This is a genomic window from Pseudomonas sp. RL_5y_Pfl2_69 (assembly GCF_963970465.1).
Classification (GTDB): domain Bacteria; phylum Pseudomonadota; class Gammaproteobacteria; order Pseudomonadales; family Pseudomonadaceae; genus Aquipseudomonas.
The window spans coordinates 81534-107076 of the sequence record NZ_CAXAOU010000016.1 but is presented as its reverse complement, the minus strand read 5'-3'; the positions used below and the strand labels follow the sequence as shown (position 1 = coordinate 107076).

The following is a 25543-nucleotide window of genomic DNA, read 5'->3' as shown; positions in this document are numbered from 1 at the left end:
ATTTACCTGCAAATACTGAATGGATTAGAACAAAACCCAGTCAAAGTTATATTTAGAGGCACAACATGCCAACAACTCTGGATCGAACGGATAAAGCCCTTCTCGCTGCACTGCAAGGTAATGCCCGACTCACCGTCGCCGAGTTGGCCGAGAGCGTTTCGCTGACGACGTCGCCCTGTTGGCGTCGGGTAAAAATACTGGAAGAAAGCGGGATTATTACGGGTTATCAGGCTGTTCTTTCGCCCAAGGAACTGGGTTACGGAGTCACGGCTTTTGTCAGCGTGATGATGGAGTCCCATTCACAAGAGGTGGCCAGGAATTTTGAGCAGCGCTTGCTGGAAATCCCTGAAATCATTGCCTGTCACAACGTTTCGGGGCGTTATGACTTTTTGTTGGAAGTTGTGGCCAAAGACCTGGAGTCCTTCGGCGAATTTGCCCGTGAGGTCCTGCAAGCCTTGCCTGCGGTCAAGGAGATTTATTCGAGCTTTTCCTATAAGTCGGTCAAGCCACGGCGAGTGGTCCCCGTCATTGGTTGAGGACGGTTATTGAGTGTAAAACTGTGAAGTATGCGAACTTTTCATCCGCCATATTATGGAGCTGTAGGTGTGTTCTGAAAAAGGTGTAGCCCTGGTCTTGTGGTAGTTATTTGGCAGGCTGTAAAAGTTTTAAATGGTTCACTTTTAATTTCATTTATTAAGAGTAAGTAGCCATGTTGACCCGTGAAATCATGTTGCAGGTTTTTCCAAAAAGCGCTGCATTTGTTGATGTGTATATGCCTTTTTTACAGGCGATGACTCGCCAGCGGCAGATCAATACTCCCAGGCGCATGGCCGCCTTTTTAGCTCAGGTCGGGCATGAAAGTGCAGGTTTCACCGTCCTTGTCGAAAACCTCAATTACAGCGCTGATGGTCTGGCCGCGACCTGGGGTTCACGTTTCGCGCAGAAAAATTCGGCTGGCCAATACCTCACCGTGATGGACGGCGGCCGTGCACGGCGGCTGCCCAATAGTGACGCGCAGAAGCTGCATCGCAGGCCAGAAGCAATAGCCAACCGGGTCTACAGTGACCGCCTGGGCAATGGCTCCGAGGCGTCGGGAGATGGCTGGCGGTATCGTGGTCGGGGGCTGATCCAGGTCACGGGCAAGAGCAACTATCAACAATGCAGCCTTGGACTGTTCGGCGATGAACGATTACTGGCCACCCCACAACAATTGCAGGAGTGGCACTGGGCAGTTGAGTCCGCAGGCTGGTACTGGAGCTCGCGCAACGTAAATGCCCTGGCGGACGGGGATGACTTCGAGCGGGTCACGAAGGCTATCAATGGCGGGCTCAATGGCCAGGTGCATCGTGTTGCGCTGTACCGCCAGGCACTGAGTTTATTGCAGACGGCCTGACCGTTTTTATTTCAGTCAGCCAGACAGCGATATCGGTCCATAATGCCCGCGCACTTTGCCCTTAGCCATGTTGGAGTCATAGATCAGTGATGTTTGAATTACAGCCGATGAACCCCGAGATTTATCGTCAGCAAACCCGGCGTAGCACCCTGTACATCGTGCTGACGTTTGTCGCGCTGTCGTTGCTGTTGTCCGGGCTGGCGGTCATGGTGCTGGGCGTTGCAGGCGGCGATAATTTTCGCTTGAACCTGGCGGGAGTCATTGTCGCCCTGATCACGACCATTGTGCTGGTGCGCTACCTCTTCTGGTCACAGCCCTGGATGCGGCCTGCCGCGTACGGCTGGCAGCTCAAGCGCAGCCTGATGAAAGTGACCAACGTCATGCATCACGTAACGGCAGGGGTGATGGCTGGGGATAGTGCGGCGATGAAATTGCTGCGTTTTTATCATCTTGGGGTGAGCCAGATGTACCAGCTGGACGCCAACTCCAGTGCGTTGAGCCAGATGGTTCTCGAGATGGATCTGCACAAGGCGCGCCTTGAAGCCCTGGGTATCGACCCCGAGCAGACCCGGCTGGATCCTGCCTGGATTGAGGCCGTGAAAAAACATGCACCCTTGAAGTGATCCCTCTGCGGGCAGGCCAGGCGATGTGCGTGATGACACTCCGCGTTCGCTTGGCAAGCCCTTGAGGATGGGTGTTAGCTTACGACTCGATAGCACGGCTCATAGGCCGCACCGCCTGGCAGTTTCATGCGGTGTTGCTCGACAAATGCCTGCAGCAGTTTATCCAGCGGCTTCATGATGGCCGCGTCGCCGTGGATTTCGTACGGGCCATACTGCTCGATCAGGTGGATACCTTTCTCTTTTACGTTACCCGACACAATCCCGGAAAAAGCCTGGCGCAGATTGATTGCCAGTTCGTGGGGCGGCATGTCGCGGCGCAGTTGCAGGCTGGCCATGTTGGCGTGGGTCGGGTCGAACGGACGCTGAAATCCTTCATCGATTTTCAGTAGCCAGTTGAAGTGGAATGCGTCATTGCGCTCGCGACGGAACTGCTTCACCGCCTTGAGCCCGGCAGTCATTTGCCGCGCAACTTCGGCCGGGTTGTCGATGATGATCTGGTAGTGCTCTTGGGCTTCTTCACCCAGGGTCGCCCCGACAAACTCATGGAGTTGCTGCAGGTAGGGTGCGGCTTCTTTGGGACCAGTCAAAATCACCGGGAACGGCACATCGCGGTTTTCCGGGTGCATCAGAATCCCGAGCAGGTACAGGAACTCTTCGGCGGTCCCGGCTCCGCCCGGGAAAATGATCACGCCGTGGCCAACGCGGACAAAGGCTTCAAGACGCTTTTCGATATCCGGCAGGATCACCAGTTCGTTGACGATAGGGTTCGGCGCTTCGGCTGCAATGATGCCCGGCTCGGTAAGCCCCAAATAACGGCCACCGGTCAGGCGTTGTTTGGCGTGGGAAATAGTGGCGCCCTTCATCGGGCCCTTCATCACGCCGGGACCGCAGCCGGTACAGATATCCAGGCTGCGCAGCCCCAGTTCGTGGCCCACCTTCTTGGTGTACTTGTACTCTTCGGTGTTGATCGAGTGACCACCCCAGCACACCACGATTTTTGGCTCGACGCCCGGACGCAGCGTGCGGGCGTTGCGCAGCAGGTGGAACACGTAATCGGTGATGCCGGCCGAACTGCTCAGGTCGATACGCGGGCTGTCGAGGCCGCTCTGGGTATAGACGATATCGCGCAGGGCGCTGAACAGCATTTCACGTGTACTGGCGATCATTTCGCCATCGACAAACGCATCGGCGGGAGCGTTTAACAGTTCAAGGCGCACGCCACGGTCTTGCTGATGAATTCGAACCTCGAAGTCCAGGTAGGCTTCAAGGATGGTTTTTGCGTTATCGACGTGAGCGCCGGTGTTCAGAATAGCCAGAACGCACTGGCGAAACAGCGTGTAGCTGGTGCCTGAGCCAACTTCGCTCAGCTGTTGTACTTCGCGTTGAGAGAGTGTTTCCAGGCTGCCCTTTGGGCTGACTGAAGCGTTGATGACTTGTCTTTGGACCATTGCGGGCTTCCTTGAGCGGGGTCGAAAAGTTGCTTGGCGCAGCCATTGAGTTCATGTCAGCAGTGCAGATTTGCCGAGCGAGGCGTCCCAACTCTTACGTCTTTAGATTCATCTGCTTTAAGCATAGTAGCCTTTGGTCATGTATTTAGAAGAGCCTGCCGTTCACTCTGGCTACAGTAGCAGCAGTGATCAGGACAGCGATAAGGTAACCTTTCAAGTCTCTGAAACAGAAAAGGAAAAGGGCGGGCTGATGATTATTACCACCACTCATAGCATTGATGGCCGAAAAATTACCGAATACGTGGGCGTTGTCAGCGCCGAGTCGGTTCACGGGATCAACGTGGTGCGAGATTTTTTTACCGGCGTGCGCGACTTTTTTGGCGGGCGCTCACAGACGCTGGAGCGAGCCCTGAAGGAAGCGCGGGCAGAGGTCACGGATGAAATCCGTGACAGGGCAAGAGCCATGGGGGCCGATGCCATTGTGGGACTGGATTTTGAAATCAGCATGCCGTCAGGTCGAGGCGGGATGCTGGTGGTGTTTGCCACTGGCACCGCAGTGCGCTTGAACTGAGGGGCAAGCATTCGACCGCGCAACGCGGTCGAATGGGGCGGTGCAGGTTTAAATCGTTTTGGTCAAAGTGGCGCCGGAAGTGGTTTTGGACAGTGCGTCCTGCAACTTCTGCTCTTGTTCAGGAGACAGGGAAGTGCGTAATACCTTGCCCTTGAAGTCCGAGTCTTCCAGTTCCTTCAGGACTTTTTCAGGCTGGAACTTGCGCAGCAGGACGAACAGGGCCGAGGAATCGTTGGGGATCGTTTCGCTCAGCGACTTGATAAAATCGTCATCAATCCCGTAATCGCTCAGCGAGCCCGAGAGGGCGCCGGTGCCAGCGCCCAGCGCGCCACCGATGGCAAAGCCTGCCAGCGGGTTTAGAAACAGCAGACCTACCAATGCGCCCCACAGGCCGCCAGTGACCAGGCCGGATGTCGCCCCAATGGCTGTCAGGTTCACGCTTTGCTTGATGTGGATTTTGCCTTCGGCATTGCGCACAACAATGACCGCATCTTCCAGCTCTACCAGGTGCTCTTTACTCAGCGAGACCATCTTGGTGAGGGCGCGATCTGCTTTTTCGGTGTCTGAAAATCCCACTACGATTAAATCGGACATGTCTTTCATTCCTTGACGGTACAGGTCCAGCCCGGTGACGGGCTGAATTGAGGAGGAGTTTCTCAAGGCGTCACAACGCAAACGCCCTGGCGCGCAGTGGTTCAGATGTGAGCCTTCTGCGAGCAGTGAGCGTGGTCGCTAACCTTGAAACGGTCAAGTCGACAGGACATATCTCTTGGCAAAGAGAGAGGTCTGCAGGGAAGAGGGGTGATGCTTTGGCAGGCGCACGTATCGGATGATTTGAGGAGGGCTGGCTGAGCAGCCCTGACACTCAAGCCTAGGGCTGAAACCTCACAGGCTTACGGCTGATCGTTCTTTTCAGGGGCATTCAATCCAGCCTGGATACGTTGGTAAATTTCTTCACGGTGAACGGCCACATCTTTCGGCGCGTTGATGCCGATTCTGACCTGTTGTCCGCTGACACCTAAAATAGTGATCGTAATATCGTCACCGATGTTTATGCTTTCACCAACTTTACGGGTGAGTATCAGCATTTTTTTCTCCTTGATGGCTTTGTAAGGCCCGTCTCTGAGACGGTGCGGCTTCGGTCATGACTACAGAATACTGCTTAGTGCGTATAAATGCGCCGCTCATTACAGACGACATGGCCAGATGTTTGATTCCCTATAAGGGGAAAATTCTTGCGCATGAACCATAAATTGGGGCGTTTTGGATTTGTTCAAGGAGAGCAAAGGCCGCTGTCCCAGTGATAAAATCTACCCATTCAAACAGACAGGGGAAACGCAGTGCGTAAAGTCATCGTGATGACAGCAATATTGGCCTTGACGGCTTGCGGTCAGGAGTCTAACGATAAAATCCAGCGGGCTAAAGCAGCTTCTGAAGCAACAGTGGTCCAGGCGCCTGTTGCGCAATGGGCGCTCGAGATCACTGAAGGCCAGAGAGCTACAATTCCCGACACCACTGGAAGGCTTCTTGACAACGGTTTTACTCCTTACATTTTCGAGAATGGCGGTGTTCAGCACTTCCTCATCGGGCCGTTTACTTCTGAGGCTCAAGCACTTGAGGCCCAGGAAAAAATGAAACTCAAGCCCAAACTCGACGGTATTGAAACCAATGTGATCGAGTTGCCCGCTGCCCAATAAACGGGTTCAGCGTCGCGTATTCGCCTAAGCGTAGCTGCCGTAGGCGTTATTCGACGCTTTGTGCAGGAAATATTTGCTCATTCGGCGTACATCAAAGAAGCACGACGGCAAGGGCACCAGGCATGAGCAATCACAAGATCGAAATTCGGCGTAGCAATGTCGAAAAAATCCTCCTCGGGGCCGAAAAGATTTTTGCCGAAAAAGGATTTGCCGGAACGGCAATGGCGGACATCGCGGCGCAAGTTCAGCTGCCACGCTCAAACCTGCACTACTACTTCAGTACCAAAACCGAGCTCTACAGTGCCGTATTGCTGGGGTTGCTCGAGGTGTGGAAGCAGGATGCGCTGTGTTTTGAAACCTACGACGACCCTCGGCTTGTGCTCAGCAGCTATATCCGCGCCAAAATGAACCACTCGCGCACACGGCCCCATGGCTCGAAGGTCTGGGCCAATGAAATGATCCACGGTGCTCCGACTCTGGGCCTGGCGCTGGATGCCAGTCTGTATGACTGGGCGAAGATGAAAGAAGCCAAAATCCGTCAATGGGTGCAGGACAAGCGAATCCTGCCCGTGGAACCGTCCAGCCTGCTGTACATGATCTGGGCTTCCACCCAGCATTACGCCGACTTCGACCATCAAGTGATGATCATCAACGATCACCAGCCATTGTCCGACATTCAGTTTGAGCGGGCGCTGCAGACCGTTACGAGCGTGATCCTGAGGGGGATCGGGCTGGAGCCTTGAAACTCCTGGTTTGTAGTCGCTGCCGAGGCACGAAGGCTGCGAGCCTTTTGCAAGACAAGAGCTCGCAGCCTTCGTGCCTCGGCAGCGACTACGGGCTAACTACGAAGCCACGCAGTACGGGTTACGCGGATCATGGTTCCAGTCCAGAAACGGCAGGCCGTTGTTGTGCGGGACCATCTCGATACAGGCCTCGACCGGGCAGGTGATCTGACACAGGTTGCAGCCCACGCACTCATCCTCGATCACTTCATAGCGGTGTGTCCCGTCAGGCTGTTTCAAGCTGGCGATGGCCTGGTGCGAGGTGTCTTCGCACGCAATATGGCAGCGCCCGCAGCCGATACAGGCGTCCTGATCGATTTTGGCAATGACCTGATAATTTATGTCCAGATACTTCCAGTCGGTGGTATTGCCTACAGCGCGTCCAGAGAAATCGTCCAGGCTTGTGTAGCCTTGACTGTCCATCCAGCGCGACAAACCATCTTTCATCTCGTCCACAATCCGAAAACCGTGGAGCATTGCCGCAGTACAGACTTGAACCGCCCCACAGCCCAGAGCAATAAACTCTGCTGCATCACGCCAACTGCCAATGCCGCCGATCCCACAAATAGGCAAGCCCTTGGTCAGCGGGTCGCGAGCAATTTCTGCCACCATATTCAGAGCAATCGGCTTGACCGCCGAACCGCAATAACCCCCGTGTGTGCTTTGGTTGCCCACCATCGGCAACGCGACCATACGCTCCAGGTCGACGCTGGTGATCGAGTTGATGGTGTTGATCAACGACACCGCATCGGCACCACCGCGATGGGCTGCGCGGGCGCTGAGGCGCACGTCGGTAATGTTGGGCGTCAGCTTGACGATGACCGGCAGCGAGCAATAGGTCTTGCACCAGCGCGTGACCATTTCTACGTACTCGGGCACCTGGCCCACCGCCGCGCCCATGCCGCGCTCCGGCATGCCGTGGGGGCAGCCGAAATTCAGCTCAATGCCATCGGCCCCTGTGGCTTCCACCAGCGGCAGAATGAATTTCCATGACGCCTCTTCGCAGGGCACCATCAGGGACACGATCAAGGCACGGTCCGGCCAGTCCTTTTTGACCTGAGTGATTTCCCGCAAGTTGATTTCGAGGGAACGGTCGGTGATCAACTCGATATTGTTGATGCCCATGACTTCACGGTTAGGCCCGAAATGCGCCGAGTAGCGCGACGATACGTTGACCGCCGCCGGGTCTTCCCCCAGGGTTTTCCAGACCACCCCACCCCAGCCGGCCTCATAGGCGCGCACTACGTTGTAGGCCTTGTCGGTGGGTGGCGCAGACGCCAGCCAAAAAGGGTTGGGCGCTTTGATACCGGCGAAAACAATCGAGAGATCGGCCATTTACGCAGCCTCCTGATCAAGCATGAGTTGGGCATGCATGGCTTCTGCGGCCAGCTTGCCGTGTTGCACGGCCTGTACGGTCAGGTCCTGCCCCAGGGAGGTGCAATCGCCCCCGGCATAGACTCCGGGAATGCTGGTGCGCAGGTGCTCGTCCACCTCAATCCGGTCGCCCACCCGTTTAAGCTTCTGCGCCAGGGGATCGCCCAGGGCTTCATCATCAAATGTCTGGCCGATAGCCTTGAACACCGCGTCAGCCGCCAGTTCGAAGCTTTCACCGGTACTCACCAGGCGCCCTTCCTCAAGGCGGGTGCGGGCAAAGCGCATGCCGCGTACGCGGCCCTGCTCATCCAGCAACACCTCTTGTGGCTGGGCCCAGGTCATCAGCCGCACTTGATTGGCCTTGGCAATGTCCTGTTCGTGCCCGGTGGCGCCCATGTCTTCGAGCCCCCGGCGATACACCAGACTGACCTCGCGGGCACCCAGGCGGGCCATCTGCACGGCCATGTCGATCGCGGTATTGCCCGCACCCAGCACAATGCAACGTTCGGCCAGGGGGAGTTGGGTCAGGTCATCGCTCTGGCGCAGCTCGCGGATGTAGTCAGTGGCGGCCAGCAGTCCCGGTGCATCTTCGTTGGGCAGGCCGAGCAACCGGCTGGCGGCCAGGCCCAACCCCAGAAACACCGAATCAAATTGCTGATGCAGTTCGCTTAAGGTCAGGTTGTCGCCCAGACGCTGACCGTGGCGCACCTCGATGCCGCCGATCTGCAAGACGAATTCCACTTCGCGCTGGGCGAAGTCATCCACCAGTTTGTACTTGGCAATCCCGTACTCATTGAGCCCGCCGGATTTTTCCCGAGCTTCGAAAATCACCACCTCATGGCCGTGCAGCGCCAGGCGATGGGCGCAGGCCAGACCGGCTGGGCCTGCACCGACCACGGCGATGCGCTTGCCCGTGGGTGCAGCCCGCGTGAAGGGGTGCTCGCTGAACTGCCCGTTGTCGACCGCATAACGCTGTAACAAACCGATCAGCACCGGGGCGCATTCCTGGCTGTTATTGCGCACGCAGGCTTGCTGGCACAGCACCTCGGTAGGGCAAACCCGGGCACAACTGCCGCCGAGGATGTTGGCCGAGAGAATCTTCTGCGCAGCTCCCTGGACGTTTTCCTGCTGGATATTGCGAATAAACGACGGGATATCGATGTCGCTGGGGCACGCATTAACACAGGGTGCGTCGTAGCAATACAGGCAGCGCGAGCTCTCCAGTACGGCTTGGCGGGCACTCAGGGGGGGCGCCAGATCGGTAAAGCGACTCGCCAGCACCTGCGCATTTTCATGGGGGTGCGGTAAATGATTCAGGGACTTGATCACGGTGATTGCCTCACGGTTGTGGGGGGCGTCCTGCCTCTGTCGGGCAGTGGTTTGCAATTCAGCGTTTAACGGCCACGGGCTGTTGATGCTCAGCGCGCTTTTTCAGCAAATCGAACACGGCTGGATAGGCCGGGCGTTCGATATAACGGCCTGCACCGCGTTCTGCCCGCAGATCGCCATCGGCCCACACCACACGGCCCTGGCTGATGGTGTGGCTGGGGATGCCACGCACGGTCTTGCCTTCAAAAATATTGAAATCGACTTTTTGATGGTGGGTCTTGGCGCTGATGGTGCGTGTCCCTGTCGGGTCCCATAGCACCAGATCGGCATCGGCGCCGACCCGGATCGTGCCTTTGCGCGGGTACAGATTGAATATTTTGGCGGTGTTGGTAGAGGTCAGTGCGACGAACTCCTGCATCGACAGGCGTCCCGTATTCACGCCCTCATCCCAGAGCACTGCCATGCGGTCTTCGATGCCTGCGGTTCCGTTGGGGATCTTGCTGAAATCGTCGCGCCCGGCGGCTTTTTGCTCGGCACAGAAGCAGCAATGGTCAGTGGCTGTGGTGTGCAGATTGCCCGACTGCAGACCATGCCAGAGCGCCTCCTGATGGCCGCGCGGACGGAAGGGCGGGCTCATCACGTAACCGGCGGCGGTTTGCCAGTCCGGATGTTGATACACGCTGTCATCGAGCAGCAGGTGTCCGGCCAGTACTTCGCCATACACCGGCTGCCCCTGACTGCGGGCGTAGGTGATTTCATCCAGTGCTTCACGGGTCGACACATGCACCAGATACAACGGTGTGCCAATGGTCTGGGCGATGCGGATTGCCCGGCTTGCAGCCTCGCCCTCAACCTGAGAAGGGCGTGAAAGCGGATGAGCTTCCGGCCCCGTCATGCCCTGGGCCATGAGCTTGCGTTGCAGGTGGTACACCAGTTCGCCGTTTTCGGCATGCACTGTGGGTACAGCGCCCAGCTCCAGGCAGCGCTCGAAACTCGCCACCAGCGTGTCGTCAGCGGCCATGATCGCGTTTTTGTAAGCCATGAAGTGTTTGAAGCTGTTGATGCCATGCTGGCTGACCAACTCGGCCATTTCCTCGCGGACCTGTTCGCTCCACCAGGTGATGGCGACATGAAAACCATAGTCCGACGCCGACTTCTCGGCCCAGCCGCGCCATTGATGAAAGGCCTCCAGCAAGGACTGCTGAGGATTGGGAATGACGAAATCGATAATGGAAGTTGTGCCACCCGCCAAACCGGCGGCCGTACCACTGAAAAAGTCTTCGCTGGCCACGGTGCCCATAAAGGGGAGTTGCATATGAGTGTGCGGATCAATTCCGCCGGGTATTAAATATTGACCGCTGCCATCGAGAACTTCGCAGCCGGGCGGAACATCAAGATCAGTACCGATCGCTCGGACTAGACCGTCCGCACAATAAACATCAGCACAATAACTTTCATCATGGGTCACAAGCGTAGCGCCACGGATTAACAGTGACATACCGAGTTCCTCGCAGGCTGACCGGCTATAACCGGTTCTAAATGTTGTTATTAAAGTTAGCGCACAGGTTGGTTCCTGTCACTGGTGTCAGGAATGAAATCTAGAGGGTTGTTGAAAAATGATCAAACTTTATTTTTGTTAAGTTGTTATTAGTGTAAGTAACTGATTTATATATAAATTATTTAAATATCACCAAAATGTGGCACGGCCTCACCATTTTGACGCACTTGACAGGATTCAAATATAGGCGAAGTTTCTTATGCTAAATCAGGCGCTTGAGCCTGTAGGGGAGAGGAGGTAACGCAATAAAAATAAATAAGCGTGCACCGTGTTGTTTCGTTTTGCTATATCAAAAAACAGTAAGTGAGCGGTAAACGCTCCCAATAGGAATGAGAGTCATTCGGTTCGTTATTTAAAACAGCGTTAAACCAGGGCGTTGCAAGTAGTAACAGCCAGTGTGCGGAGGCGAGGCAAGTAACACGGCACAGTTCTTGATTGTCGCTGCCACAACCGGACGGGCCGATCCATACAGCAGTGTCCAGGCAAGGGAGCCGCTCTGCGTCTTAACGCAGGGCCTCAAAGCGCAACCAAGAGCACCACAACAAGAGAGTGATCGAATATGCAACCGAGCAGATCCCGAGTCACCGAACGTAACGGTTTGTACGAATTGGACGCTGGTCCTGAAGTCCTCGATAGCCCCCGGTACAACCACGATATTGCCCCCACCAAAGTTCACGAACGCACCTGGAACAAATGGCATATCACGGCCTTGTGGGTCGGTATGTCCATTTGTGTACCCACTTACACCTTGGGCGGGGTACTGACCGCCTACTTCGGACTCTCGGTCGGCGAGGCGCTGCTGGCGATTCTGCTGGCCAATATCGTGGTGCTGATCCCGCTGACCCTCAACGCGTTTGCGGGCACCAAGTACGGCATTCCCTTCCCTGTGTTACTGCGGTCTTCCTTCGGCATCATCGGCTCAAACGTCCCCTGCCTGATCCGTGCCCTGGTGGCCTGCGGCTGGTTCGGTATCCAGACGCTGTTTGGCGGCCTGGCGATTCACCTGTTTCTGGGCTCTGTGTTCGAGGGCTGGAAAAGCCTGGGCGGCACCGGAGAAGTCATCGGCTTCATGGTGTTCTGGGCACTGAACCTGTGGGTGGTATTGCGCGGTGCCGAGTCGATCAAATGGCTTGAAACCCTGTCTGCTCCCTTGCTGGTACTGGTCGGCCTGGGCCTGCTGGTGTGGGCATTGCCCAATGTGTCGATGACCGAACTGCTGGCCCAGCCACCCAAGCGTCCCGAAGGCGCCAGCGTGTATGGCTACTTCTTTGCCGGTTTGACCGCGATGGTCGGGTTCTGGGCCACCTTGTCCCTGAACATTCCTGACTTCAGCCGTTACGCAAAAAGCCAGAAGGACCAGATACAGGGGCAGATTTTTGGCCTGCCGCTGACCATGTTCCTGTTTGCGGCCCTGGGTGTGGTGATGACCGCCGCGTCGGAAAAACTGGTGGGTGTCACGGTGTCCGATCCGGTCAGCCTGATCGGTCATATTCAAAGCCCGGGCTGGGTGGCCCTGGCGATGGCGCTGATCATCATCGCAACCCTGTCGACCAATACCGCCGCCAACATCGTGTCGCCTACCAATGACTTCCAGAACATAGCGCCCAAGCTGATCAACCGCACCAAGGCGGTGATGCTGACCGGCCTCGTGGGGCTTGCGCTGATGGCCCACGAACTGCTCAAAAAGCTGGGTTTGCTGGTGTCGGATGTGAGCCTGGAAACCGTGTATTCCAACTGGCTGCTGGGCTACTCCAGCCTGCTGGGGCCGATTGCCGGGATCATGGTGGTCGACTATTTCATTATCCGTCGGCAAAAACTCGATCTTGCAGGGCTTTACCAGGACGGGGTGTACCCGGCGTGGCACTGGAACGGTTTTATCGCGTTTGGCGTGCCGGTGGTGCTGACCTTGCTGTCGTTGGGTAGCAGCGCCTTCAGCTGGTTCTACGACTTTGGCTGGTTCACCGGGTCATTGCTCGGCGCCGGTATTTATTACGGGCTGCATCGCTTGGGCAGCCAGCAAACAGAGACCGTCAAAGGCACGGTTTAAAAACGACTCTTATAAAAACTGCCTGGGGAAAACATCATGAACGCATCGCACGACCTTCAGCAGCAACCCTTGCAATCGATCAATGGCGACCGCCTGTGGGCTTCGCTGATGGAAATGGCACAGCTTGGCGCTACGGTAAAAGGCGGCGTGTGTCGTCTGGCCTTGACTGACCTGGACCGTCAGGCACGTGACCTGTTCGTTCGCTGGTGCGAAGACGCGGGCTGCACCGTCAGCGTGGATGGGGTGGGCAATATTTTTGCCCGCCGTCCCGGCCTCAATCCCGACTTGCCGCCCGTGATGACCGGCAGCCATATCGACACCCAACCCACGGGTGGCAAGTTCGACGGCTGCTTCGGCGTACTTGCCGGGGTAGAAGTGATGCGAACGCTCAACGACCTCAACATCCAGACCCAGGCCCCCTTGGAGGTCGTGGTCTGGACCAACGAAGAAGGCTCGCGTTTTGCGCCGTGCATGATGGGTTCGGGGGTCTTTGCAGAGAAATTCACCCTCGAAGAAACCCTGGCCAAAACCGATGCCCAGGGAGTGACCGTCGGCGAAGCCTTGACGGCCATTGGTTATGCGGGCAGCCGCAAAGTCAGCGGTCATCCGGTGGGGGCTTACTTCGAAGCCCATATCGAGCAGGGTCCGATTCTTGAGGACGAGCGCAAAACCATTGGTGTGGTGCTGGGCGCCCTGGGGCAGAAATGGTTCGACCTCAACCTGCGCGGCGTCGAGGCCCACGCCGGGCCGACCCCCATGCACTTGCGTAAAGACGCACTGGTCGGTGCGGCTGCCGTGGTTGCAGCGGTCAATCACACCGCTCTTGGCCATCAACCCCACGCCTGCGGCACGGTAGGCTGCCTGCAGGCTTACCCGGGATCGCGAAACGTGATTCCCGGAGAAGTGCGCATGACCCTGGACTTCAGGCATCTGCTGCCTGAGCGACTGGATGCGATGATTGAACAGGTTCGCGGGGTGATTGAAGCCACGTGCCAGCAACATGGCCTGAGCTTCGAGCTCACCCCTACGGCGGATTTCCCGCCGCTGTACTTCAACCCTGATTGCGTCAACGCCGTGCGTGAGGCGGCCAACGAACTGGGCTTGTCCAACATGGATATTGTCAGTGGAGCAGGGCATGACGCCATATTCCTTGCCGAACTTGGGCCGGCGGGCATGATTTTTGTGCCATGCGAAGGAGGCATCAGCCACAACGAAATCGAAAACGCCGACCCCGGGGATCTGGCAGCGGGGTGCGCGGTCCTGCTTAAAGCCATGTTGGCGGCTTCCAACAAATAGTTTTTTGTAATCGCTGAGGAGCGTAGCGAGGCTGCGACGGGTGCGCAGCGCCCCTTCGCCTCGTCCAAAAGCGTAGGCCCTGCGGCCCTTGTTGCAGCGGCTTGGTTTCGTCGTCAACTGCGCGTCGTAGCAGTTGACGAGTAGAACGAGGCTACGTTCGATCGCGAAGCGGTCGCAAAACCGGTACACACGGTATGCCTGATAAGCCGTGAAGTTGATTTTACAACGGCTACGTCGGGGTGCCGCATCACGCCGGACGCAGCCTCGTTCTACTCGTCAGCTGCTACGGATAGCGAGTAGCACCCACCAGGCCGGTCGGCCGCCTCGGTGCGCAATCTTCGAGGGGCAAGCCTCTTTGGATGCATTTTCGCGTCTGGAACAAGTGCTTCGCCGTAAGGGCGAACTCCGTAGAAAGTCGTGACACATCGAATGGATATGCCCTCGGCATAGGTGTGGGGCATCGCAAAACAACTGGCACACGGGGTACATATCCGGCATTCGCGGTTAACTGAAATGATGGTTTCGCCCTTACGGCGAGTCCCTTTTGTCAAACAGCCACAAAAGGAACCAAAAAGGCCTTGCCCTGGCGTACGGCCCTCGCTGCGCTCAGGTTCCCTCGTTCCGGTCCCGCTCCGTGGGCCCGCCGTGACGGGCCATCCTTGGCCCAACACGGCTCTCCCGGCATCCATGCCGGTCGACCCACTACGCAGCACCTGCTCTCGGTCTCCCGAGGGGCGGACAGATCAAAATCCCGCCGAGGCGGCCGACCGGCCGACCTGTTTGGTGCGCATCTACTGCGCCATCTTGTGTAGTCGCTGAGGAGCGTAGCGAGGCTGCGACGGGTTGCGCAGCAACCCTTCTCCTTGACCAAAAGCGAAGGCCCTGCGGTAGCGATTACAGGTTTGGTGCTGACTGATCCCAACCACCCGGTTGAGGGCAACTGTTTGGGGGTGATGGGCAGTTTCTGTTAGAGACGACTCAGTGATAGGAGGCGATTTATATCCAGCACTCTATTGATGCTTTGATTGCTGATGAATAAGTTTTACGGTTTGTTTCCTGTGTTTAAAATTAAACCAAATGTTCTTGACTGGATTTTTCGTCTGAACAGTGATTTAAGTGTGTCTTAAGGCTAGGTGTGTAGTCTGATGTAGGGCGTTTCTAAATATTTATGATTGTATTAATTTTTATGTTGGGATAGGTTTTGGTGCGCTGATTGTAATGATTGGTTGTGGTGTGAATGATCTATATCGATCTTCTGCTAGGTGCTCGGAGGTTGAAATGAATTTGGCCAGTATCGGTAATACACCGCTGGTGGAGCTAACGAAGCTTGCCTTGAACGGAGGTCGATTGTTTGCCAAGTGTGAACATATGAATCCCTCAGGTAGTCATAAGGACAGGACGTACTTAAATATTGTCACGGTGTTGGAGCGCGAAGGATTTATTCATAAAGGTATGACCCTTGTTGATTGCTCCACTGGGAACGGTGGTGCCGCACTTGCCTGGATTGGAAGAGAGAAAGGTTATAAGGTTAAAATATTCATGCCTGAAGGGATGACTCAGGAGCGTAAGGATCAAATACATGCTTATGGCGCAAGCTTTGTTGAAACACCGAAAGAAGCTTTTTTAATCGGAGCTGCCAATGCTGCTCGGGAGTATGTCCAGCATCATTCTGACGGGCATATGTTCTTTCTAGATCAATCCAGTACGTTGCTAAACAAGTTTGCCTGGCATGGCTGTGGTGAAGAAATTATCACTGACCTGAATAGATGCTCTCTGACGCCCGATTATTTTATTTGTGCGATCGGCACGGGTGGGACGTTTTGTGGTATTGCTGAGGTGTTGAAGCGGGAATATCCAATGATCAAGACTGTCGGCATCGAGGTAGAGAGTTCTGCACCGTTATATTCCGCTAGGCGAGGGTTGGAGTTCGAGCACCGTCCTCATAATTTAATGGGGTTGGGTGCAGGGGCGTTGTCAATCAATACAGTGACTGAATTGATAGATGATGTAGTGGTAGTTGCAGGCGATGCTGCTTGGGATAGGATGAAAGCGTTTATGGCCGAAGATGAGTTTGATATTGGTCCCACCTGTGGAGCCAATCTGATAGTGTGCGAGCATTTAGCGCAATTAAATCAGGATAAAAATATAGTCACTGTTTTTTTTGATAATGCCTGGAAGTACAAAAGTCGTTGGGGTGGAGTGTATCCTGAGTACGTGGAGATAATATGATGCTCCTTAAAGAAGTATACGAAAGCGCTAAAGTTGTGAATGCGAAGGGTGTTTTGATAACGGTAAATGAATTCACGGATCAATTGCCTGCCTTGCGTCCAAAGGTACTTTTGGACGTTGCTCATGCTGTGATAAGGCTGATGGATCTGAATGTCGATAAAATCGTAACGGAAGAGGATAAAGGTGCACCGCTGGCAACGGCGATATCCATTTTGACGGGTATTCCCTTGGCAATGGCACGATGGTACTCATACAGCCTTGACGAAGTGAATGGTGTCTGTGTGGATATTCGCTCCGAATATTATGAAGGAAAACTCTATCTCAATGGTATTGAGCCTGGCGATAAGGTAGCTATTGTTGATGATACGCTAAGTACGGGGGGTGCCGTCATTTCACTGGTAAATGCTGTAAGGAAAAGTGGTGCTGAAGTTGTTGACGTAGTGTGTGCGGTGGAAAAGGTTCAAAGTATGGGATGTCGTCATGTGCTCGATAAAACCGGTATTACAGTTAAAACACTGATGAAAATCACACTGATGGAAAATCGTGTCACGGTGTTAGGTTGATGTCGGTTAACCAGTAACCATAGTGGTGTTGGTTATGCATCCAATAAAAACAGGTGTGTTGCTCGGGTTGTTATTCTGTTTTATCAGTGCTGCATTTGATGTGTACGTAGCCTTTGTGACGCAAACGCTCGATACCCTGGTGGTGATTTTATATTGCTTTACCTCATCCATGCTGGTGTTTCTTGGGTATAGCCTGTGGCGGGGCAGGTACTCGTTATTAATCAAGTGTCAACAGTATTGGCTATTAATCGTAGTGGCAAACATCTCGGTGTTGTTGAATTGGGGAGGCCTGTTTTATGCATTGCGCTTTCTGGAGCCAGCAGTCGTCGGGGTTGCATCTGTGGCGTGTGGGCCGGCATTAACCTTGATTGTTTCTTCATTTATAAAAGGCATGGGCAGGGCTCGTAGTGCAGAAATAATTGTCGCCATCCTTGTGTTGTTGTCGGTCGCTATCATGCTTTTCAACTCATTTCTCGGGGAAAGTGGTATTTCATCCATGTCAGTCGAGCAAAGAGTTATCGGTATTATCAGTGTCGTATTGTGTGCATTGGGCACGGTGCTTTATACGATTGTGTCCAAGAAATTATTTAAGCGCCATTGGCAGATTTACGAAATTCTGGCGGTCAGGAACGTGTTGATAGTTGTGGTCTGCAGTCTGTTTGTTGCATTTAGTGATGTGTCGTACAGCCTCACCGTAGAGTGGGTGTTGCCTATGTTGGTGCTGGTCGTTGTCGGTCACCTTTTGCCCATCTATCTGATTCAAAAAACCATCTTTCATCTCAGCGCAATCAATGTGGCGTTTGTGTTGCTGACGTTGCCGGTTTTTACCCTGCTGCTTCAATTTATGGATGCGCGCGTTTCATTCTCGATGCCTAGCATTGCAGCGGTTGGGATTATCGTGACGCTCTTGGCTTCGCTGACGCTGTTCAATCGACAGGCAAACAATCGAGGTCCAAAATGATCAGGGTCGTTGTGGTTGACGGTTTTTCTTCGGGTAAATTGCTGGCCAGAGAACTCCATGCGCAGGGCTGTCTGTTATTCCATATGGCGTCCAGTTCTACCATTGATGATTATTACTATGCAGGTTTTGAGTTTGGTATTTACCACGCGTTCATGACTCACGCGGACAATGGCTCCACACTGTTGGAGATAAAGAATTTTGCCCCCGATTACATCGTCGCGGGGGCTGAAAGCGGGGTGCTGCTGGCCGACCAGTTGAATGAGCAGTTGGCGCTTGAATACACCAATGACTTTTCCAGGAGCCTGGCGCGCAGAAACAAGTTTCAGATGATCCAGTGCATTACCGATGCTGGTTTGCCCGCTCCAGCCCAGTGTGCGGTTGATACATGGAATGCGGGAAGAGACTGGGTTCAGGCTCGGGGCACGTTCCCGGTCGTGATCAAGCCCCTTGAGAGCGCAGGGGCGGACGGGGTTTTTATTTGCCATGACCTCGCCACTTGCGAACGTGCATTCACCCAACTGCTGGGCACGCGCAACAAGCTCAATATCGAGAACAGCCAAGTATTGTTTCAGGAGTACCTGGCGGGCACCGAGTATGTGATCAATATGGTGTCCCAAGGCGGGCGTCAGTTAATCACTGAGGTGGTGAAGTACACCAAACGGGTGCTGGACACCGGCAGCATTGTGTATGACATCGACCAACTGCTCGACGCCACGGTAGCGCCCTATGCACAACTCGTGGCCTACACCCGCAAGGTAGTGACGAGCCTCGGTATCCTCAATGGGCCCAGTCATGCTGAAGTCATGTACACCTCAGAAGGACCGAAACTGGTTGAAATTGCCGCCCGTACAGACGGGATCCTCAGAACTGGAGTCAGTGCACAAACCACCCGCATGGGGCAGATCAATGCGTTCGCGCTGTCGATCACCCGTCCCCTTGAATTTGAACGGCTACTGATGTGTGGCTCTGACTATGTACGGTTCAAGCACACCTACAATGTCAGCCTGATCAATCGTTCAGAAGGCCTGTTTACCAACGAAGCATTTATGGAAAAGTTGTCCGGACTGGCGTCGTTTTACGAGGTGGTTTTCTACGTCGTTAATGGACAGCACATTGCGAGTACAAAGGATGTGTTCAGCCAGCCGGGTACTGTGTATCTGGTTCATCCCGACCTCAACCAGATCGAGGTGGATTACGCCTGTATTCGCGAAATGGAGCAGGCCGGGATTTATTTGCAGAGCTCATAACGGGTTAATGATCGTTCCAACCACCCCCCAACGCTGTCAACAATCCCACGCTGGCCTGCAACTGCCGGGTGCGAAGCGACTGCACCTGGCGCTGGGCTTGTAGCGCTGCCGTTTGTGCCGTCACCACATCCAGATAACTCACCGCCCCGGCCTCATAGCTGTTGGTGGCAATCACCTGGGTGTGTTCGGCGGCATTTGCTGCGGCTTGCTCGTCGAGGCTTTCCTGTTGCAAGTCGCGCAGTTGGGCAAGGTTGTCTTCGACTTCGCGTACCGCGTGCAGCACTTGCCCCCGGTAGTGGGCCGATGCTTCTTCAAATTCGGCCCTGGCCTGGCGCTCCTGGCCCTCGAGTCTGCCACCGTCAAAAACAGGCAGGCTGATCAGCGGCCCCAAGGCCCAGAAACGGTTACTGGCAGCCAGCAAATTGCCGCTGCCCTGGGTTTGCCCGCCCAGCAGGCCGGTCAAACTGAAGTCCGGATACCAGGCCGCTTTTGCCACGCCGATCGCCGCATTGGCGGCAAACACCCGGCGCTCCGCCGCGGCAATATCAGGGCGGCGTTGCAGCAGGGCACTTGGAAGAGTTCGCGGCTGATCAGGCAGGTTCAGCATCTGCTCTCTGGCCGCCAGCTGGAAGTTGCTGGCGGGTTCGCCCATCAGTTCACCAATAGCGTGTTCGGTCAGGTTGCGCTGGGCACGGATGTCGTCCAGTTGGGCCTCGGCTTCGGCCAGTTGGCTCTGGGCGCGGGTAAGGTCCAGCTCGGAGGCTATTTGCCCCTGATATCGGGTACGGGTCAGTTGCAGGGCCTGGCTGTAATCATCCAGTGAGCTGGACAGGATGCGTCGCTGGGCGTCCAGTCCGTCAAGTTGAACATACAGGCTGGTCAGCTGACGCTGCAGGCTTAAACGGGCGACAGCCAGATCATCCGCCGAGGCTTGTGCCTGGGCATCGCCCGCAACCACCTGATTGCGGATTTTCCCCCACAGGTCGAGGTCGAAATTCAACGCGAATCCTGCGGTGTTGCTGTTATAGACCGACGGTTGAGTCGTGCCGCGCAAGGGGCGGTTGTCCGATTGACGTTGGCGCAGCGGTTGCCCGCTGGCTGTTATTTGCGGGAAGAGTCCGGCGTGTAACTGGCTGGCATAAGCCTGCGCTGCATCAAAGTGGGCCAGCGCCGCTGCCAGGTCAGGGTTGGCCTTGAGCAACTGCTGTTGCAGGCTGTTCAGGCGCTCATCCTGATACACCCGCCACCACTGCGGTGACAGCTGGTCGGCAGGTTGGGCGCTGTGCCACGGGCCGTCACTGCTTTGCTCGCGGTAGTGCGCGGGCACGTCCAGCGTCGGGGTGTTGTAGGTGGGCGCCAGGGAGCAGCCCTGCAACGCCAGGGCCAGCAGCAGGGCCGCGCGCTTAAGCCTTGGTTGCATGGTCGGCTCCTGTTGCGGCCAGTTTGACCCTGTCGCCTTCGCGCAAAGCATCGGGGGGGTTGTCTATGACGGTATCGCCTGCTTCAAGGCCCTGATCGATCACCAGCCGCTCCCCAAGGTCGAGGCCGATATGGATGTTCTGCAAATGCACATGCTGCGCGCTGTCGATCACGGCGACCTGGGTACCCTGGGCGCGAAAGATCAGCGCACTGGCCGGAATGCTGACGCCGTGAGTGTCCGGCGGGATAGCCAGGGTGGCTTCGGCGTAGTCCCCGGGCATCAGGGCGTCGCCGGGGTTTTGCGCCACAAACTGCGCCATCAGGGTGCCCGAGCGCGGGTCAATCGAGGTCGAGTTGCCGATCAGGCGGGCGCTGAACATGTGCCCCGGATGCTCCGGCACGCTGAGTTGCACCTGCATGCCGGGGCGGATCACGCTGGCGTAGTTCTGTGGCACCGGCACATAGAGGCGCAGTTGGTGGGTGTCGGCGATGTCAAACAGCTCGGTGTCGCTGTCGGTATCGGCCTTGATCAACTGGCCAATGTCGGTGTGACGCGCGGTGATGGTTCCGGCGAAGGGCGCGCGTATGGTCTTGTAGGCTTCCAGCGTTGAAAGGCGTGCGTAATCGGCTTCTGCGGCTTGGGCATTGGCGTGGGCCGCGGCGGCGTTGGAGTGTTTTTCGTCGGCCTCCTGGCGCGACACCGAATGACTGGCCAGCAGGTTTTGCCAGCGTGTGTCAGTGGTGGCCGCGAGCCTGGCATTGGCTTGTTCCTGCACCATATGAGCGCGGGTTTGCGCCAGTTGCTGATCAAGATCGGGGCTGTCGATAACGGCCAGTATCTGACCCTCTTTGACCTTGCTGCCGATATCGGTTTGCCAGCTTTTCAGGTAGCCGTTGACCCGCGCATGAATGGGCGCCTTGCTCCAGGCTTCCAGGTGCGCGGGCAGGCGCAGGGTATCGCCGTGGGCGTTATGCATGGGCTGAAACACGCTGACAATCGGCAGGGCCGCCGCTTCGGTCCATTGGCTCACCGCGTGTTCATGGCGGCTACGTGCTGCCAGGCCATTGGCGACCAGCAGGGCAGCCAGCGTCAGGCCACCGATGCCCAGGTACATCAAGCGCTTGCGCGAGGGTTTTTGATCAGACGACATGGGGCGTTTCTCCAGCAGCAGGGCTATTTTTTTCACGGCCATGCACCAGGCTGAACACCACGGGCACGAACAGCAGGGTGGCAACGGTGGCCAGCATCAGACCGCCAATAACGGCGCGTCCAAGGGGGGCGTTCTGTTCTTCTGACAAGGCCAGCGGGAGCATGCCGATCATCATCGCCAGTGCGGTCATGCACACCGGTCTGAAGCGCGTGTAACCCGCTTCGAGCGCCGCCTTGAGGGCGTCGCCATGTTCGGCCAGGCGTTCACGGCAAAAGCTCACCACCAGAATCGAGTTGGCCGTGGCCACACCCATGCACAAGATGGCCCCGGTCAAGGCGGGCACCGATAACGAGGTGCCACTGAGAAAGAGCATCCACACAATCCCGGCCAGGGCGGCGGGCAGGGCGGTGATGATCACGAACGGATCGACCCACGACTGGAAGTTGACCACGATCAGCAGGTAGATCAGCACCACCGCCCCCAGCAAGCCCAGGCTCAGGCCACTGAAGGCTTCATGCAGGGCGTCGATCTGCCCGTGCAGGCTGACAATTGCGCCTTTGGGCCGCAGGTCGGACGCGCCATCGATCACCTTTTGCACATCGGCCGCCACCGCGCCCAGATCGCGGCCCTGAATGTTGGCGTACAGGTCCAGCGTCGGCTGGATGTTGTAGTGGGTGACCACGGCCGGGCTCTCGACCCGGCTGATGGTCGCCAGCCCGCCGAGGATTTGAGACTGGCCGTTGCTGCCCGTCACCGGCAAGGCTTCAAGGGCGGGCAGGCTGTCCAGGCGATATTGCGGCGTGGCGGCAACCACGCCGTAAGACACGCCGTTCTGAGGGTTGAGCCAGAAGGTCGGCGCTACCTGGGAACTGCCCGCCAGGGAGGCCACCATGCTGTTGGTCACATCACGCTCGGTAATCCCCAGGCCATTGGCCCTCTGGCGATCCACATTGACTTGCAGCGACGGGTAGCCCACCGATTGCTGAATCCGCAGGTCCGCAATCCCCGGCACATGCTGCAAGCGCCGTTGCAGTTCCAGTGCATAGGCGCGGTTGGCCGCGTCATCACGCCCGGAAATTTTCACGTCCAGAGGAGCAGGGGCGCCGAAGTTGAGAATCTGGGTGCTGATGTCCGCAGGCATAAACGCAAACTGGCTGCCGGGGAAACGCTCGGGCAGGGCTTCACGCAAGCGTTTCACGTACTCGGCGGTGGGGCTGTGATCTGCCTTCAGGGCGACTTGAATATCGCCGTCCTGTGGGCCGATAGTGCCGCTGCTGCTGTAGGCCATGTCGATGCCACTCAACGGAATCCCGATATTGTCGATGATGGTGTCCAGTTGATCGGCGGGGATGATTTCCCGTATGCGCGATTCGATGCGATCGAAGTCGGCGGCGCTTTCTTCAATCCTGGTCCCCAGCGGCAAGCGCACGTGCAGGGCCAGGGCTCCGGCATCGGTGGCCGGGAAAAAGTCCTGGCCCAGGCTCGGCAGCAGCGCAAACGAGACCAGCACGCAGGCCATGAAACCCGCCAGAAAGCGTTTGCGATGGGCCAGTGCCAGCTCCAACACCCCGTAGTAGGCATCACGAACGGCCGAAAAACGGCGCTCGAACCCGAGCTGGAAATTCAGCAGCGCGCGCACGGGCGCCGAGTGTTGGCGGGTGTGTAGATCGCCTTCGTGATGGTTGATGTAGCCGTCTTCCGGGTGATGCCCGGCACCTTGCTCCGGCACATGTGGCTTGAGCAGCAACATTGCCAGGGTGGGTACCAGGGTACGCGACAGAATGAACGAGCTGCCCATGGCGAAAATCACCGACAAGGCCATGGGGCGGAACAGGTATCCGGCAATGCCCTGCAACATGAACATCGGCACAAACACGATGCAGATACACAGCAGCGACACGAAGGCCGGGCCGACAATCTGTTTGGCACCGTCGAGAATCGCATCACGCACCGTCTTGCCTTGCTCAAGGTGCCAGTTGATGTTTTCGATGGTCACGGTTGCATCGTCCACCAGAATCCCCACCGCCAAGGCAAGCCCGCCCAGGGTCATGACGTTCAGGGTTTGCCCGCTGATGGCCAGCAGGGCAATGGCCGACAGCACGGCCAGCGGGATCGACACCGCAATGATCAGGGTGGAGCGCCAACTGCCCAGAAACAGCAAAATCATGGCGCTGGTCAGCAAGGCGGCAATGATCCCTTCCTGGGCCACGCTGCCCACCGATTGTTTGACGAACACCGAGGCGTCGCCCAGCAGTGAGGTCTTGAGGGAGGGCGGCAAGGTTTCATTGATACGCGGCAGCATCCCGCGAATGCCGTCGACGATGGACAGGGTGGAGATAGTGCCGTTCTTCAACGCCGGCATCAGCACGGCGCGATGACCGTCGACACGCACGATATTGGTTTGCGGCGGCGAGCCGTCACGCACATGGGCCACTTGGCCGATGGTGATCAGCGCGCCATTGACGGTCTTGATGGGCAAGTCATTGAGTTCGTCGATGGCCTTGGGGCTGTTGTTGAGCAGCACCGTGTATTCATAGGTGCCGAGCTTTGCCGTGCCCACGGGAATGATCTGGTTTTGCGCCGCCAGTGCCGTGCCCACGTCCTGTGCCGACAGGCCTTTGGCCGCCAGCGCTTGGGGGTCAAGGTCGAGGGTGATCTGACGCTGCTTGCCGCCCATGGGCGTCGGCATGGCCAGACCGGGCAGGGCGCTGAGTGGCAGGCGAATGTTGTTCTGCACCAGGTCGCGGATTCTGGCTTCCGAGAGTGTGGGGCTTGAGAACGCCAGTTGCAGGATCGGCACCGTGGAGGCGCTGTAATTGAGGATCAGCGGGGGAGTGATGCCCGGCGGCATTTGCTTGAGCACGGTTTGCGACACGGCGGTCACTTGCGCGTTGGCCGTACGGATATCGACACCGGGTTGAAAGAAGATTTTAACGATGCCCATGCCGGGCAATGACTGGGACTCGATATGTTCGATGTCGTTGACGGTGGTACTCAGCGAACGTTCGTAGGTGTAAATCACCCGTCCTGCCATATCGGCCGGTGCCAGGCCGGTGTACTGCCACACCACGGCGACCACCGGAATGCCAATGTCAGGGAACACATCAGTGGGGGTGCGTACAGCCGCCAGCGGCCCGATGATGCAGATGAAAATCGCCAGCACGATAAACGTGTAGGGCTTGTGCAGTGCGGTCTTTACCAGCCCGAGCATGCCTGGACCTCCGGGGAGTGGAATTGCAAACCTCGGCAGTCTCACCGCCCACACCTAACGATCAGCTTTCAGCAACGTGAAGGATCCTTTAGGAATGGCCTGAAAATCCCTTCATTTTCATTCATTTGGCGCGGTGTACGGTGCGCTTCAAGCTTGAGGCCTACTCATTGTTTCGAGGCGTACCTGCGATGAACCTGAAACCGCTGTTGTTGATTCCATCTCTGAGCCTGGTGCTGTTGTTGTCAGCCTGCGCGGGGCCCATGCCCAAACAAGACCCGGGCGAAGCCTGGATCGGCCTGAAAGAAGAGGGCAACAGTGACCTGATGGCCGAGCGCGTAGACGGTAAAAACATCAACGATGGACGCTATTTTGAAGTCATCCCCGGCGCCCACCGCCTGGACGTGACGTTGTACGAAGGCGCCACGGGTGATGAGAATCAGGTGGATTGCCAGGGCAAGGTCAATTACACAGGGTTCAGGGCCGGTGAGCGTTACGAGCTGATCGAGTCGAGCCTTGGGCCTGAAGTCAGCGCACGGCTGGTGGACGGGCAGGGCAAGGAAGTGGCGCACACGGCTGATTTCACCTGTATGCCGGGGTAGGTGCCTCTATACCCTTGTGGGAGCGGGCTTGCTCGCGATGCAGGC

General features: G+C 56.7%; 22 protein-coding genes. 13 read left to right on the top strand and 9 right to left on the bottom strand.

What is annotated here, in order from left to right; genetic code table 11:
• The first annotated feature begins 65 nt into the window (after positions 1-65).
• The 3 genes from AACY07_RS22585 (at position 66) to AACY07_RS22575 (ending at position 2016) form a co-directional block, all read left to right on the top strand.
• The gene (locus tag AACY07_RS22585) at positions 66-536 is read left to right on the top strand and encodes an Lrp/AsnC family transcriptional regulator (protein WP_133078209.1); all 471 of its coding nucleotides are present in this window, start codon (positions 66-68) and stop codon (positions 534-536) included.
• A 173-nt stretch (positions 537-709) separates the two neighbouring features.
• Positions 710-1393, top strand: a complete 684-nt coding sequence (locus tag AACY07_RS22580) for a glycoside hydrolase family 19 protein (RefSeq protein ID WP_339477817.1) — start codon at positions 710-712, stop codon at positions 1391-1393.
• A gap of 89 nt (positions 1394-1482) precedes the next feature.
• A complete protein-coding gene (locus AACY07_RS22575; protein WP_326426049.1) occupies positions 1483-2016 on the top strand; it encodes a DUF3087 family protein in 534 nt (177 codons plus the stop codon).
• A gap of 74 nt (positions 2017-2090) precedes the next feature.
• On the opposite strand, the gene ppnN is transcribed toward AACY07_RS22575, so the two are convergent.
• A complete protein-coding gene (ppnN, locus tag AACY07_RS22570; RefSeq protein ID WP_339477812.1) occupies positions 2091-3464 on the bottom strand; it encodes a nucleotide 5'-monophosphate nucleosidase PpnN in 1374 nt (457 codons plus the stop codon).
• Positions 3465-3714: 250 nt separating this feature from the next.
• Between ppnN and AACY07_RS22565 the strand changes: the two genes are divergently transcribed.
• Entirely contained in the window at positions 3715-4035 is a 321-nt protein-coding gene (locus AACY07_RS22565) for a YbjQ family protein (RefSeq protein ID WP_133078213.1), read from the top strand.
• 48 nt (positions 4036-4083) lie between these two features.
• Here AACY07_RS22565 and AACY07_RS22560 read toward each other — a convergent pair whose 3' ends face one another.
• A complete protein-coding gene (locus AACY07_RS22560) occupies positions 4084-4629 on the bottom strand; it encodes a DUF1269 domain-containing protein (RefSeq protein ID WP_133078214.1) in 546 nt (181 codons plus the stop codon).
• A gap of 299 nt (positions 4630-4928) precedes the next feature.
• Entirely contained in the window at positions 4929-5123 is a 195-nt protein-coding gene (gene csrA / locus AACY07_RS22555; protein WP_019828915.1) for a carbon storage regulator CsrA, read from the bottom strand.
• A gap of 252 nt (positions 5124-5375) precedes the next feature.
• On the opposite strand from csrA, the gene AACY07_RS22550 reads away from it, so the two are divergent.
• Both AACY07_RS22550 and AACY07_RS22545 read left to right on the top strand, forming a co-directional pair.
• Entirely contained in the window at positions 5376-5732 is a 357-nt protein-coding gene (locus AACY07_RS22550; protein ID WP_133078215.1) for a hypothetical protein, read from the top strand.
• 122 nt (positions 5733-5854) lie between these two features.
• Complete coding sequence (locus tag AACY07_RS22545; protein WP_133078216.1) at positions 5855-6475, top strand: TetR/AcrR family transcriptional regulator; 621 nt, start codon at positions 5855-5857, stop codon at positions 6473-6475.
• Between the two features lie 99 nt (positions 6476-6574).
• On the opposite strand, the gene preA is transcribed toward AACY07_RS22545, so the two are convergent.
• From preA to hydA, 3 genes are read right to left on the bottom strand one after another with little or no spacing between them, the layout of a single operon-like run.
• On the bottom strand, positions 6575-7849 hold the full coding sequence (preA, locus tag AACY07_RS22540) for an NAD-dependent dihydropyrimidine dehydrogenase subunit PreA (protein ID WP_219261291.1): 1275 nt from the start codon (positions 7847-7849) through the stop codon (positions 6575-6577).
• Positions 7850-9217, bottom strand: coding sequence for an NAD(P)-dependent oxidoreductase (locus tag AACY07_RS22535; protein ID WP_339477806.1), 1368 nt, complete (start codon positions 9215-9217; stop codon positions 7850-7852).
• A gap of 58 nt (positions 9218-9275) precedes the next feature.
• On the bottom strand, positions 9276-10715 hold the full coding sequence (gene hydA, locus AACY07_RS22530) for a dihydropyrimidinase (protein ID WP_326398207.1): 1440 nt from the start codon (positions 10713-10715) through the stop codon (positions 9276-9278).
• A gap of 619 nt (positions 10716-11334) precedes the next feature.
• On the opposite strand from hydA, the gene AACY07_RS22525 reads away from it, so the two are divergent.
• The 6 genes from AACY07_RS22525 to AACY07_RS22500 all read left to right on the top strand — a co-directional run bounded on the left by AACY07_RS22525 (position 11335) and on the right by AACY07_RS22500 (position 19118).
• Positions 11335-12822 carry an NCS1 family nucleobase:cation symporter-1 gene (locus AACY07_RS22525; protein ID WP_133078220.1) on the top strand — a complete coding sequence of 496 codons (1488 nt, stop codon included), beginning with the start codon at positions 11335-11337 and terminating at the stop codon, positions 12820-12822.
• A 36-nt stretch (positions 12823-12858) separates the two neighbouring features.
• Positions 12859-14118 (top strand): Zn-dependent hydrolase, encoded by a 1260-nt coding sequence (locus AACY07_RS22520; RefSeq protein ID WP_339477801.1) that lies wholly within the window; start codon positions 12859-12861, stop codon positions 14116-14118.
• A 1278-nt stretch (positions 14119-15396) separates the two neighbouring features.
• Entirely contained in the window at positions 15397-16347 is a 951-nt protein-coding gene (locus tag AACY07_RS22515; RefSeq protein ID WP_339477798.1) for a cysteine synthase family protein, read from the top strand.
• Positions 16344-16910: a phosphoribosyltransferase family protein gene (locus tag AACY07_RS22510; protein WP_339477795.1), complete on the top strand. Its 567-nt coding sequence runs from the start codon at positions 16344-16346 to the stop codon at positions 16908-16910. Before AACY07_RS22515 ends, AACY07_RS22510 begins: the two co-directional genes overlap by 4 nt.
• A 34-nt stretch (positions 16911-16944) precedes the next feature.
• The gene (locus AACY07_RS22505; protein ID WP_339477792.1) at positions 16945-17871 is read left to right on the top strand and encodes a DMT family transporter; all 927 of its coding nucleotides are present in this window, start codon (positions 16945-16947) and stop codon (positions 17869-17871) included.
• The gene (locus tag AACY07_RS22500; protein ID WP_339477789.1) at positions 17868-19118 is read left to right on the top strand and encodes an ATP-grasp domain-containing protein; all 1251 of its coding nucleotides are present in this window, start codon (positions 17868-17870) and stop codon (positions 19116-19118) included. Before AACY07_RS22505 ends, AACY07_RS22500 begins: the two co-directional genes overlap by 4 nt.
• Before the next feature lie 4 nt (positions 19119-19122).
• Here AACY07_RS22500 and AACY07_RS22495 read toward each other — a convergent pair whose 3' ends face one another.
• From AACY07_RS22495 to AACY07_RS22485, 3 genes are read right to left on the bottom strand one after another with little or no spacing between them, the layout of a single operon-like run.
• A complete protein-coding gene (locus AACY07_RS22495) occupies positions 19123-20538 on the bottom strand; it encodes an efflux transporter outer membrane subunit (RefSeq protein ID WP_339477787.1) in 1416 nt (471 codons plus the stop codon).
• Positions 20522-21688 carry an efflux RND transporter periplasmic adaptor subunit gene (locus tag AACY07_RS22490; RefSeq protein ID WP_339477785.1) on the bottom strand — a complete coding sequence of 389 codons (1167 nt, stop codon included), beginning with the start codon at positions 21686-21688 and terminating at the stop codon, positions 20522-20524. Before AACY07_RS22490 ends, AACY07_RS22495 begins: the two co-directional genes overlap by 17 nt.
• Positions 21678-24899, bottom strand: coding sequence for an efflux RND transporter permease subunit (locus AACY07_RS22485; RefSeq protein WP_339477783.1), 3222 nt, complete (start codon positions 24897-24899; stop codon positions 21678-21680). The genes AACY07_RS22490 and AACY07_RS22485 overlap by 11 nt, the downstream gene beginning before the upstream one ends.
• A gap of 188 nt (positions 24900-25087) precedes the next feature.
• On the opposite strand from AACY07_RS22485, the gene AACY07_RS22480 reads away from it, so the two are divergent.
• Complete coding sequence (locus tag AACY07_RS22480; RefSeq protein WP_339477780.1) at positions 25088-25498, top strand: PA0061/PA0062 family lipoprotein; 411 nt, start codon at positions 25088-25090, stop codon at positions 25496-25498.
• Positions 25499-25543: the final 45 nt, after the last annotated feature.